Origin of the sequence: Streptomyces halobius (genome assembly GCF_023277745.1) — a bacterium.
GTDB lineage: Bacteria > Actinomycetota > Actinomycetes > Streptomycetales > Streptomycetaceae > Streptomyces > Streptomyces halobius.
The window spans coordinates 7,248,533-7,260,620 of sequence record NZ_CP086322.1 but is presented as its reverse complement, the minus strand read 5'-3'; the positions used below and the strand labels follow the sequence as shown (position 1 = coordinate 7,260,620).

The 12,088-nt window shown below is 72.1% G+C and carries 6 protein-coding genes; 1 reads left to right on the top strand and 5 read right to left on the bottom strand.

The features are described 5' to 3' along the window. Positions 1-64: 64 nt before the first annotated feature. The 4 genes from K9S39_RS32895 to K9S39_RS32880 all read right to left on the bottom strand — a co-directional run bounded on the left by K9S39_RS32895 (position 65) and on the right by K9S39_RS32880 (position 6,718). Complete coding sequence (locus K9S39_RS32895; protein WP_248866967.1) at positions 65-1,489, bottom strand: lysine N(6)-hydroxylase/L-ornithine N(5)-oxygenase family protein; 1,425 nt, start codon at positions 1,487-1,489, stop codon at positions 65-67. Next, positions 1,486-2,907: a pyridoxal phosphate-dependent decarboxylase family protein gene (locus K9S39_RS32890; protein WP_248866966.1), complete on the bottom strand. Its 1,422-nt coding sequence runs from the start codon at positions 2,905-2,907 to the stop codon at positions 1,486-1,488. The genes K9S39_RS32895 and K9S39_RS32890 overlap by 4 nt, the downstream gene beginning before the upstream one ends. Before the next feature lie 204 nt (positions 2,908-3,111). Then, positions 3,112-5,691, bottom strand: a complete 2,580-nt coding sequence (gene pepN, locus K9S39_RS32885) for an aminopeptidase N (protein WP_248866965.1) — start codon at positions 5,689-5,691, stop codon at positions 3,112-3,114. A 148-nt stretch (positions 5,692-5,839) separates the two neighbouring features. After that, positions 5,840-6,718, bottom strand: coding sequence for a helix-turn-helix domain-containing protein (locus tag K9S39_RS32880; protein ID WP_248866964.1), 879 nt, complete (start codon positions 6,716-6,718; stop codon positions 5,840-5,842). 157 nt (positions 6,719-6,875) lie between these two features. Between K9S39_RS32880 and K9S39_RS32875 the strand changes: the two genes are divergently transcribed. Further along, on the top strand, positions 6,876-8,741 hold the full coding sequence (locus K9S39_RS32875; protein ID WP_248866963.1) for a glycoside hydrolase family 35 protein: 1,866 nt from the start codon (positions 6,876-6,878) through the stop codon (positions 8,739-8,741). Positions 8,742-8,867: 126 nt separating this feature from the next. Here the strand turns inward: K9S39_RS32875 and K9S39_RS32870 are convergent, their stop codons facing one another. Then, positions 8,868-11,948, bottom strand: coding sequence for an endo-alpha-N-acetylgalactosaminidase family protein (locus K9S39_RS32870; protein ID WP_248866962.1), 3,081 nt, complete (start codon positions 11,946-11,948; stop codon positions 8,868-8,870). Positions 11,949-12,088 lie beyond the last annotated feature (140 nt).

Sequence of the window (12,088 nt, the reverse complement as noted above, 5' to 3'; positions counted from 1 at the left end):
GTTTGAAGGGTCGCATAGGGAGTGTGGGGGGGTGGGACGGCGCTGGGGGCAGCGCCGCCCTGGGTCAGTGGCGGGGGACGAGGGTGGAGCCCTGGCGGGGGACGGCGCCGGGGTTGGTGGTGGGTTGTTGGAGGCCGAAGGTGGTGAAGGCGGTGCGGGTGGGGAGGGGGTAGGGGGTGGTGTCGGTGAGGGAGTTGAGGATGGTGGCGCTGCGCCAGGCGGCGAGGCCGAGGTCGGGGGTGCCGACGCCGTGGGTGTGGCGTTCGGCGTTCTGGACGTAGACGGAGCCGGTGATGGAGGGGTCGAGGACGAGGCGGTGGTGTGCGTCGATGCGGGGGCGTTCGGCGGCGTCGCGGCGGATGTAGGGGTCGAGGGCGGCGAGGAGGGTGTCGAGGCGGCGTTCGCGGTAGCCGGTGGCGAGGACGACGGCGTCGGTGGTGAGGCGGGAGCGGGTGCCTTGTTGGGTGTGGTCGAGGTGGAGTTCGACTTTGGTGGTGCCGACGCGGCCGGCGGTGCGTACGGCGACGCCTGGGGTCAGGGTGGTGTCGGGCCAGCCGCCGTGGAGGGTGCGGCGGTAGAGCTCGTCGTGGATGGCGGTGAGGGTGTCGTGGTCGATGCCCTTGTAGAGCTGCCACTGGGCGGGGAGGAGGTCGTCGCGGGCGGATTGGGGGAGGGCGTGGAAGTAGCGGGTGTAGTCGGGGGTGAAGTGTTCGAGGCCGAGTTTGCTGTATTCCATGGGGGCGAAGGCGGGGGTGCGGGCGAGCCAGTGGATGCCTTCGTGGCCGGTGGGGCGGGCGCGGAGCTGGTCGAGGAAGATTTCGGCGCCTGACTGGCCGGCGCCGATGACGGTGATGTGGTCGGCGGCGAGGAGGGTGTCGCGGTGGTCGAGGTAGTCGGCGGAGTGGATGACGGGGACGGTGGGGGCGTCGGCGAGGGGGCGTAGTGGGTCGGGGATGTGGGGGGCGGTGCCGATGCCGATGGCGAGGTGGCGGGTGTGGGTGCGGCCGAGTGCTTCGGCTTCGCCGTCGGTGTCGAGTTGGGTGAAGTCGACTTCGAAGAGGTCGCGTTCGGGGTTCCAGCGGATGGCGTCGATGTGGTGGCCGAAGTGGAGTCCGGTGAGGTGTTGGCTGACCCAGCGGCAGTAGGCGTCGTATTCGGCGCGGTGGGGGTGGAAGCGTTCGGCGAAGTAGAAGGGGAAGAGGCGTCCGCGGGTTTTGAGGTAGTTGAGGAAGGTCCAGGGGCTGGTGGGGTCGGCGAGGGTGACGAGGTCGGCGAGGAAGGGGACTTGGAGGGTGGTGCCGTCGATGAGGAGGCCGGGGTGCCAGTGGAAGGTGGGGTTCTGGTCGTAGAAGGCGGTGTGGAGGTGGGTGAGGGGCTGGGCGAGGGCGGCGAGGGAGAGGTTGAAGGGGCCGATGCCGATGCCGACGAGGTCGAGGGGTTCGTCGGGGGTGGTGGTGGCGGGGTTGGTGTCGGGGGTTGGGGTGGTCATCGGGGGGTGTGGCCTTCCACGAGTTTGAGGAGGGTGGTGAGGTCTCCGGGTTGGGTGTGGGGGTTGAGGAGGGTGGCTTTGAGCCAGAGACCGGTGGGGGTGGTGGCGCGGCCGAGGACGGCGTGGCCGTCGGCGAGGAGGGTGCGGCGGATGGTGGCGAGGGTGGTGGGGTCGGCGCCGGTGGGGCGGAAGAGAACGGTGCTGAGGGTGGGGCGGGAGTGGAGTTCGTAGCGGGGGTGGGCCTCGATGAGGTCGGCGAGGGTGTGGGCGGCGGTGAGGGTGCGGTCGACGAGTTCGCCGAGGCCGGTGCGGCCGAGAGCTTTGAGGGTGACGGCGATTTTGAGGATGTCGGGGCGGCGGGTGGTGCGGAGGGAGCGGCCGAGGAGATCGGGGAGGCCGGCTTCGGTGTCGTCGTCGGCGTTGAGGTAGTCGGCGCGGTGGGCGAGGGGGGCGAGGGTGGTGGGGTCGGGGACGGCGAGGAGGCCGGCGGCTACGGGTTGCCAGCCGAGTTTGTGCAGGTCGAGGGCGACGGTGTGGGCTCGGGCGAGTCCTCGGAGGGCGGTGTGGTGGGTGGTGCTGAAGAGGAGGGGGCCGCCGTAGGAAGCGTCGATGTGGAGGCGGGCGCCGTGGTGGTCGGCGATGTCGGCGAGGGCGGGTAGGGGGTCGATGGCGCCGGTGTCGGTGGTGCCTGCGGTGGCAGTAAGCAAGGTGGGGCCGGTGGGGCCGGAGTGTGTTGCGAGGGTGGTGTGGACGGTGTCGGGGTTGAGGGTGCCGTTGGGGGTGGGGAGGGTGAGGGGTTCGGGGAGGCCGAGAAGCCAGGCGGCCCGGTGGATGCTGTGGTGGGCGTTGGCGCCGCAGATGATGCGGAGGGGGGCGTTGCTGGTGGGGCCGGGCGGGTGGTGGGGGGGTTCGCGGGCCAGGAGGAGGGCGAGTTGGTTGGATTCGGTGCCGCCGGTGGTGACCAGTGCGTCGGGGTCGGTGGCCTGGGGGTAGACGAGGGCGGCGAGGGTGCGGCTGGTGAGGGCTTCCAGTTCTGAGGCGGCGGGGCCCTGGTCCCAGGAGTCCATGGAGGGGTTGAGGGCGCTCGCGGCGAGGTCGGCGGCGGTGGCGAGGGCGAGGGGCGGGCAGTGCAGGTGGGCGGTGCAGTGCGGGTCGGCGGGGTCGGCGGCGCCGGCGGTGAGGGTGTGGATGAGGGTACGTAGTGCGTCGTGGGGTCCGGTGCCGTGTTCGGGGAGGACGGGGGTGCAGGCGGCGCGTACGGTGCGGGCGACGGTGTCGGGGCCGCCGGGTGGGAGGGGGCCTGCGCGGTGTTCGGCGCCGGTGGTGAGGGCGTCGAGGACGGTGTCGAGGAGGGGGCGCAGGGCGCGGGGGCCGTTGGTGCCGCCTGCGAGGGCGGTGCCGGCAGGGGGCACAGGCATGAGTGTGCTCTTCTTCGCGGGAAGTGGGGTGCGGTCTCTCGGGACCTAAGGGCGCCCTAAGTTACTTTCCCGGCACGCTGCGTATCCACGGTTTGGAAGGGTTACACCCGTTCGTGGTACGGGGCTGGCCGCTTGTGTTCGGGTGCCGCTGGTTTCTGCTCCGGCGGCACCCGTGTCGTCAGGCTGCGCGAGGGGGCGGCGCCATCAGCCTCCGGCCGCCGGGGTGTTGGCGGCGCGGACCTTCAACGCCCGTCGCAGATCGTCGAGTTGGTCGATGAGTTTGCGGCGCAGGGCGGGGGTCGGGTCGGCGTCGGTGAGGCAGGTTTCGCCGAGGCGGAGGGTGGTGTCGTCGATGAGGGTGGGGAAGGCGTGGCGGCCGGTGGCTTCGGCGAGGGCGGGACCGCGGTGGGCGGCGAGGGCGGGGGCGTCGGTGAAGTAGCGGGCGGCGTAGGGGCGGAGCAGGTCGTGTTGTTCGGGGTTCCAGAAGCCGGATGCGGTGGCGGTGAAAAGGTGGTTGGAGAGGGCTTTGGTGTCGTCGGTGGTGAAGAGGGCCTGCCAGGCGGCATGTTTGGCGGCGGGGTCGGGAAGAGCGGCGTGGCAGCGGGCGGCGCCTTCGTGGCCGGTGGCGCTGGGGTCTCGGGTGAGTTCGGCGTCGATAATGTCGGGGGTGGTGGCGCCGAGGACGGCGAGGCGGTGGTGGATGCGCCAGCGCAGTTCGGGGTCGAGTGCGGGGCCGCCGGGGACGCTGTCGCCGTCGAGCCAGTCCTGGAGGGCTTCGTGGGTGGTGGCGCTGTCGATGCGGGCGCGTACGGCGGTGAGGCGGAGCCCGTTTCTGTGGTGGCTGTCGCCGTTTTCGCTGCCTTCTGTGCGGCGCAGGATGTCGCGGCTGAGGGCGGTGAGGGTGGCGAGGGCGGTGGGGCGGTCGGTGGGGGTGAGGTAGCGGTCGGCGATCTGGGTGCGGGCGAAGGTGAGGACGCCTTGGATGATGGCGAGGTCGGTTTCGTGCGGGAGGTGGGCGCGGGCGGCGTCCAGGTAGGCGGTGGGCGGGAGTTCGCCGTCGCGGACCATGTCGCGGGCGGCGTTCCAGACGACGGCGCGGGTGAGCGGGTCGGGCAGACCTGAGAGGGAGCCGGCGAGGGTCTGCCAGGACGTCGGGTCGAAGCGGATCTTGGTGTAGGTGAGGTCGCTGTCGTTGAGGACGACGAGGGCGGGTGCGGGGGTGGGGAAGGTGCGGGAGGTGCGGCCTTCTTCTTGGGGGATGTCGAGGGGGAAGCGGTCGCGGAGGGTGAGGCGGCCGGTGCCGGCGGGGTCCTGGTCGTAGACGCCGACGGCGATGTGGTGCGGGCGACTGCCGGTGTGGGTGACGTCGAGGCGCCAGGTGTCGTGGCGGAGGTCGAGGGCGGGGGTGAGGGTGTCGATGCCGGTCGTCCGCAGCCATGAGTCCGCCCAGGCGGGTACGTCGCGGTCGGTGGCGCGGGCGAGGGAGTCGATGAAGTCGGCGAGGGTGGCGTTGCCGAAGCGGTGCCGGGCGAAGTGGCCGTTGATGCCGGTGCGGAAGTCCTTCTCGCCCATCCAGGCGACGAGTTGGCGGAGGGCGGAGGCGCCCTTGGCGTAGGAGATGCCGTCGAAGTGGGTGAGGGCGGAGGCGGTGTCGGGGACGTGTTCGGGGGCGACGGGGTGGGTGGAGGGGCGTTGGTCGGCGTCGTAGCCCCAGCCTTTGCGGGTGAGGGCGAAGGCGGTCCAGGTTTCCTTGCCCCACTTTCCGGGGGGAGTGTCCCCGGACCCCCCGAGGGCGGCTTGGGTGAGGGCTTGGTAGCCCATGTATTCGGCGAAGGATTCGTTGAGCCAGATGTCGTCCCACCATTGGAGGGTGACGAGGTCGCCGAACCACATGTGGGCCATTTCGTGGGCGATGGTCACGGCGCGGGTCTGGCGTTCGGTGTCGGTGACGGCGGAGCGGTAGACGTATGCGTCGCGGAAGGTGACGAGTCCGGGGTTCTCCATGGCGCCGGCGTTGAATTCGGGGACGAACGCCTGGTCGTAGGAGTCGAAGGGGTAGGGCTCGTCGAAGACCTGGTGGTAGTGGTCGTAGCAGCGGCGGGTGATGTCGAGGATTTCGTCGGCGTCGGCGTCGAGGTGGGGGGCGAGGGAGCGGCGGCAGTGGATGCCGAAGGGCAGTCCGGCGTGTTCGGTGCGGACGGAGTGCCAGGGGCCGGCGGCGACGGCGACGAGGTAGGTGGAGATGCGGGGGGTGGGGGCTGCCTTCCAGAGGCCGTCGCCGAGGTGTTGGGTGATGCCGTTGGCGAGGACGGTCCAGTCTTCGGGGGCCTTGACGGAGACCTCGAAGACGGCTTTGAGGTCGGGCTGGTCGAACGCGGCGAAGACCCGCTGGACGTCGTCCAGGAACAGCTGGGTGTAGACGTAGGTTTCGCCGTCGGCGGGGTCGGCGAAGCGGTGCATGCCTTCGCCGGTGTGGGAGTAGCGCATGGTGGCGTCGATGCGCAGTTCGTGGTCGCCGGGGGTGAGGCCGGTGAGGGGGAGGCGGTTGCCGGTGAGGGTTTCCGGGTCGAGGGGGCGGCCGTCGAGGGTGACGGTGTGCAGCTCGGCGGGCTTGAGCTCGGCGAAGGTGTCGCGCGGGGCCGTGGTGTCGTGTGCGGTGAAGTGGATGACGGTGCGGGAGCCGAAGTGGTCGTCGCCTTGGGTGAGGTCGAGTGCGATGGCGTAGCGGTGGACGTCGATGAGTCGGGCTCGGGTCTGCGCCTCGTCGCGCTGCAGTGCGGGCATGGGGTCATGCTGCCGTACGGGCTGGGGCGGGTGGCGGGGAGATGTGGGGTCCTGGTGTGGGCGGGCCGGACCGACCGGGGGGACGCCGTTGAGCGGCTTCGAAGGTGGCGTCCGGGTGTGCGGGCGTCGCCGTTGCCGTGCGGCCCGGTCAGCTGCTGACCAGCGGTGGGTTGTCCGGGTCCGGGATCTGCGTGGACCAGCCGCCGGGGACGCTGCGGGCCTGTCGGTCGCGGAAGCGTACCGGGGCGATGCCGACCCGGCGGGTGAACAGCCGGCTGAAGTAGGCGGGATCGTCGTAGCCGACCCGGCGGGCGACCGCGGCGACCGGGAGTTCGGTGCCCACCAGCAGTTCCTTGGCCCGGCCGAGGCGGATGCCGAGCAGATAGTCCTTGGGGCTGCAGCCGGCGCCGCGGCGTACGGCGGTGCGCAGTTCCGCTGGGGTCATGCCGTGCCGGGCGGCGTGCTCGGCGACGGACAGCGGCAGGAACGCGTCCCGGGCGAGGGCCTGGAGGACGGGTTCGCCGTCGGCGTCGGTGTCGGCCCGTGCGCGGCGCAGCACGACGAGTAGTTCGTGGACGGCGGCGGAGGTCTCCACCTCCAGCAGGGGGTTGCCGCGGCGTGCGGCGCGCGCGATCTTGCCGACGGTGGCGCGGGCCGGGGCGGTGTCGGCGAGCGGTACGACGGGCCGCTCGGGCTCGATGTAGCCGAGTTCGGTGTAGGTGTCGGCCGCGGGACCGGTGAAGTCGACGAAGCTTTCGTCCCAGCCGGTTTCCGGGTCGGCGCCGTAGTGGTGCGGTACGCCGGGCAGGAGCCACAGCAGGGCCGGGGCGGTGACGGAGTGGCGCCTTCCGTCGGGTGCGGTGAGCCAGCCGCGGCCGTCGCTGATGATGATGGCGACGTGGTGGTCGAGGGTGCGCGGGCCCACCGTGGGCAGTGTGCCGTGCTGGAGTCCGACGCCCAGGCACACCAGGCCGAGCCGGTGGTGGACCGGGCTCGGGGTGAAGTACCGCATCCAGGTGTGGTACATGTCCGGGCTCCCGTCGGTGCGTGGGTATCCGTTCAGCTCCGTCGAAACGTCGAACCGTCCAATCACAGCCGATCTTTGTCCATGGACCGCCGCGCCGCCAGAGGGTGAGGGTGATCGATACGCGTGACCTGCGCGGATTGATCAAGGGGTGGGGCTTGTGGCACGGTTCATGGTGGGTGAGCGGGACTTCGTGCTGGACGGGCGGCCGGTGCGGCTGCTGTCCGGGGCGCTGCACTACTTCCGGGTGCACGAGGCGCAGTGGGGGCACCGGCTGGCGATGCTCCGTGCGATGGGGCTGAACTGCGTGGAGACGTATGTGCCGTGGAATCTGCACGAGCCGCGACCCGGTGAGTTCCGGGATCCGGAGGCGCTGGGACGGTTCCTGGACGCGGCGGGGGCGGCGGGGCTGTGGGTGATCGTCCGGCCCGGCCCGTACATCTGCGCGGAGTGGGAGAACGGCGGGCTGCCGGAGTGGCTGACGGGGCCGCTGGGACGGCGGGTGCGGACGCGGGATGCGGCGTTTCTGCGGGCGGTGGATGCCTGGTTCGCGCGGTTGCTGCCGCAGGTGGTGGCGCGGCAGTGCGGCGTGGCATCGGGGCCGGACGGGCCGGGCGGCGGGCCGGTGATCATGGTGCAGGCGGAGAACGAGTACGGCTCGTACGGCAGCGACCCGGTGTATCTGGCGCGTCTGGTGGAGCTGCTGCGTCAACGGGGCGTGCGGGTACCGCTGTTCACGTCGGACGGACCGGAGGACCACATGCTGAGCGGGGGCTCGGTTCCGGGGGTCCTGGCCACCGTGAACTTCGGTTCCGGGGCCCGGGAGGCGTTCGCCGCGCTGCGCCGGCACCGGCCGGAGGGGCCGCTGATGTGTATGGAGTTCTGGTGCGGCTGGTTCGCGCACTGGGGGCATGCCCCGGTGCCGCGCGCTCCGGAGGACGCCGCGGCGGCGCTGCGCGAGATTCTGGAGTGTGGCGGTTCGGTCAATCTCTACATGGCGCACGGGGGCAGCAACTTCGGTGGCTGGGCGGGCGCCAACCGTGCCGGTGAGCTGCATGACGGGGCGCTGCGGCCGACGCTCACCTCGTACGACTACGAGGCGCCGGTCGATGAACGCGGCCGTCCGACGGAGAAGTTCTGGCGGCTGCGCGAGGTGCTCGCCGCGTGGGCGGACGGGCCGCTGCCGGAGCTTCCGGAGCCGCCGCGGATGCTCCCCGCTCCGGTGCGGGCGGTGGTCGAGGAGTGGGCGCCGGCCGGGGAGGTGATGGAGGCGCTGGGTGGTGCGGAGGTGTCGGCGGGCGGTCCGGTGACGTTCGAGGAGCTGGGGGTGGACCGGGGCGTGGTCCGCTACCGGGTGGCGGTACCGGGGCCGCGCGGCCCGTATCCGCTGCGGGTGACGGGGCTGCGGGACCGGGCGGTGGTGTCTGTGGACGGGGTGCGCCGGGCGGTGCTGGAGGCCGAGGACGCGCTGGTCGGGGAGGTGCCGGGGCCGGCGTCGGTGGAGCTGTGGGTGGAGTCCCTGGGCCGGGTCAACTACGGGCCGCGGCTGGCGGAGCCGAAGGGGATCACCGGTGGTCTGCTGCACGAGCGGCAGTTTCTGCACGGCGTACGGGCGCGGGGGTTGCGGCTGGACGCGCTGGAGGAGGCCGGGGCGTTGGGGAAGGTGCCGTTCCGGGCGGTGGAGGTGGACGGGGGTGCGGGAGGTGAGGGTTTCTCCCGGGAGACGCTGCCCGTGCGCAGCGGGCCGGAGGGTCTCTACCGGGGGACGCTGACCCTGCGCTGCCGTCCCGGGGACGCCGATCTCGCGCTGCCCGGCTGGACCCGCGGTTTCGTCTGGATCAACGGCTTCTGCCTGGGCCGCTATTGGGACGTCGGGCCGCAGCGCACCCTGTTCGTGCCGGGCCCGGTGCTGCGTGAGGGGGAGAACGAGCTGCTGGTGTGGGAGCTGGAGGGCGCCCCGCCCCTCGTGGGGGCAGGGGCGGGGCACCCGGTCTGTATCCCCGCGGGCCGGGGTGAGGGCCCTTAGGGGGGTCCCCTAGGGGGGCCTTAGGGGAATTCCCCTAAGGGGTGGGCGGGCCCCTTGCAGGCCACAACGTGGCGGGCCGGGGCGGTATTGCCGCGCGGAGGGGGGAGCCCACGTCATCGGCACGCACTACACCTCCCGCACCTCGAAAGCGTCCAGCACGAACTCCGCCTTCCCGTCCTCCCCCACCTTCCGCAGCCCCACCCACGCCGCGCCGTCGGCCGGTGCGGTGAACTCGTAGGCCCAGGTGGCCGGTTGGGCGGCGACCGGCAGTGGTTGCCGGGTCAGCTCGCGAGGCTTGGGCTCGTCGACCGCGGTGACCCACGCGTACTGCCCGGCCTTCTCGTTCTCGTAGCGGAAGGTGACCCGGTAGCGGCGTCCCGGGGTGAAGCGCACGGTGTGCGGCACCGTCCGGTAGACCAGTCCGCTGTTCTCGCCGCGTGACTTCAGGGACTGGCCGCCGTCGATGACGTCGTCGACGGCCTTGCCGTTCCATCCGCGCTGGGTGAACGGGGCGTGCCGCTGGGCGATATGGGTGCGCGGGTCGGTGATGCCGCCGGCGTCGCCCTTGACGAAGACGCCCCAGCCCTGGGGGACGTTCTCGAAGTCCTCGTGGACGAGGGTGCCGTTCCCGGTGGTCCGCCGGGCGGGCACGACCCGGAGGTTGTCGTAGCGGATCCGCGCCCGGCCGGCCGCCGCGGTCAGCGTGAGGGTGACCGGGCCGCCGCCCTCCGGGACGGTGAAGTGGGTGAACAGTCGCTGGAAGCGGGTGCCGGACTTGCGGTCGGCGGCCACGTAGTTGCCGGCTGTCGAGGTGTCGGTCCAGTTGGCGGCGGTGACCCCGTCGGCGGTATGGACCGTAAGCCCGGCCCGGCGCCGCTCCCCCGCCGTCGCGCCGACCTCGATCTGCACCGACGCCGCATAGTCTCCGGGGGCCAGCCGGGCCGTCCGCCGGCCGACGGTGGCGGCGCCGCCCGCGCCGATGACCAGCTCGTAGTCGCCCAACTCGCTGTGTTCGACCGAGGCCGGGCCAGTCACCTGCCAGCCCTCCAGCGTCCCGGAGTGGAAGCCGGGGTCGGTCAGGGCGGTGCCCTCGCCCCAGCCGGGGTCGCCCTGCGCCGGGGCCTTCGTCCGGTGGACGGTGTACGCCACGCCGGCCGTCGCGGTGAGGGTGATCCGGCCGCCGCTGACCGGGAGCCGGGTCTCGTCGGTACGGCCCTGGTCGGTGAGCCGGTACGCATACACCTCGGGGGCGTCCGCCCAGCCGCGCGGCAGCTGCCACCCGGTCGTGCCGCCACGGGGGTTGTAGTGGTAGAGCCGGGCCGGGTCGGTGGCCCGGCGCGGCTCCCAGGGCAGCAGATAGGTGCCGCCGTCGTAGACCAGCCGCCCGTCCGTGGTGATGTTGCGGGTGCCGTCCGCGTCGCTGACGGAGGTCTTCGTGGGTCCCTCGAAGGTGATCTCGTGCGCGTCCCAGGTCTTGACGGGGTACGCCTGGAGGTACTTGGCGGGCAGCGCGTCGGTCCAGATCAGCTTGTAGAAGGCGTGCCAGTCGGTCTTGCCGGTCCAGCCCTCGAAGTTCCCCATCCGCGGGGCGCCCAGCAGCGTCGGCCACTTGTCGGCGAAGACGTCCTTCTGGTGGTTGCGGACGAAGCGGATCAGCTGGGAGTTGATGCCGCGCGAGGTGTCGGGTCCGTAGTCGGTCTCGTTCGCCCAGTGCGCCCACAGGGCGGACCGTTCCAGGCCGTGGCCCCATTCGGTGGTGATCCGCCAGCCCTGGTCGCGCAGCTGCCGCTGGAGGCGGTCGGAGTTCCAGCCCGATTCGCGGAACACGTCGATGTAGAGGGTGTTCAGGGCCGGGTCGGTCTCCTGGCGCAGCTGGGCGAAGCGCTGCGCGATGTCGCCGGAGACCAGATCGCGGCGGGCGTCGATGCGGTAGGACTGGTCGAGCCAGTCCCATTGCTCGTCGTCCTTGTCGACGAGCGTCTCGGAGAAGGCGTGCGCGACCGGGTACGACTCGGTGGCGTTCACATGCACCGCGAAGTCGCTGTGCCACTTCCTGCCGGCGCGGAGCAGGGTGTTGAGGTCGGCGAGGCCGCCCGCCCGTTGGTTGTAGTTGCCACCGTAGTCCGGGTGCGCGGAGTCGTGACCCTCCGACTGATAGCCCTTCAGGAGCGTGAACTGGCGCAGTCCGTCGGTGGCCAGGGAGATCCGTTTGACGTGGTCGAGGGTGGCCAGGAACGGGTGGGTGGCCTGGCTGGCGAAGTTGAACGGGATGTGCGGGACGACCCGCAGATGCTGATCGTCGGCGCCCAGCGGCGTCACCATGATGTCGCGCAGCGCGATCGCGGCGTCCTGCCAGTCGATCCTGCCGTCGCCGTTGCGGTCGCCGGTGACGATCACCGTCGCGTACGGCAGCGGATCGGTGGCGTCCACCGGCCGCCCGGCCGCCCGGTACGTCCACTGACCGCACGCCAGCTGTGCCTTGACGAAGCCGTCGCCCTGGACGGTCTGCCGCCACAGCCGGCCGTTCTCCCAGGTGGTCCCCTCCGTGGGGATGTCGTACACGGTGTTGGTCTCGATGGCGGCGGCCAGCCGGTCGGTGGCGACCACCGCGTAGGCGCATCCGGTGGGCGACGCCTCGGCGGGGGTGCCGGCGGTGACCCGTACCAGGGTGTCGCCGCTCTTGGCCTTGTCGAGGTCGATCCGGGCGGCGAGCAGGGTGGCGCCCGGCTGGTCGCTGCGGACGCTCAGCAGCGCGAGTTCCGGTATCTCCAGGGTGCCGATGCGCAGCGCCGGGGTGTCGGTGATGCCGGTGACCTGCCAGGTGACCTGCCGGCCCCGGACGGTGATGGCCACGTCGACGGTGGTGCCGCCGTCGAACGCGAGGGTGTATGTGGCGCGGTCGGCGCCGGCCCGGTGGCCGACCTTCGGGGTGCGGGCGGTGCCGTCGATGAGGATCTGGGCGACCGGGGTCTCCTGGCCGTGCAGAACGGCGCCGGTGCCGCGGTCGGTGTAGGAGATGACGCGGGGGAACGCGGTGTCGACGCGGACCTCCAGCGCGTCGGAGCGCAGCACCGTCTCGCCGGCACGCTCCGCGGCCGCGGCGGGGCGCGTGCCGAGCGGGAGGGCGGCGGCGGCCCCGGCGAGCGCGGTGGCCGCGACGACCTCTCTGCGGCTGGGCCCGCGGCGGGCGCCTGTCTGTACGTTCACGCGATTCCTCCGAGGACGCCCCGGCCCCCGGGCCGGGGTGGAGGTACCTCCCGCTTGCGGGACGGAATCGGACTCCTGCGGAGCAGGGAAGGGAAGGCCGAATCGCCTCCCGGGCGATTCGGCGCCCACCCCGCACGGAG

Coding starts and splice junctions, on each gene's coding strand:
- K9S39_RS32895 (WP_248866967.1), bottom strand. CDS start 1,489: ATGACCACCCCAACCCCCGACACCAACCCCGCCACCACCACCCCCGAC.
- K9S39_RS32890 (WP_248866966.1), bottom strand. CDS start 2,907: ATGCCTGTGCCCCCTGCCGGCACCGCCCTCGCAGGCGGCACCAACGGC.
- pepN (WP_248866965.1), bottom strand. CDS start 5,691: ATGCCCGCACTGCAGCGCGACGAGGCGCAGACCCGAGCCCGACTCATC.
- K9S39_RS32880 (WP_248866964.1), bottom strand. CDS start 6,718: ATGTACCACACCTGGATGCGGTACTTCACCCCGAGCCCGGTCCACCAC.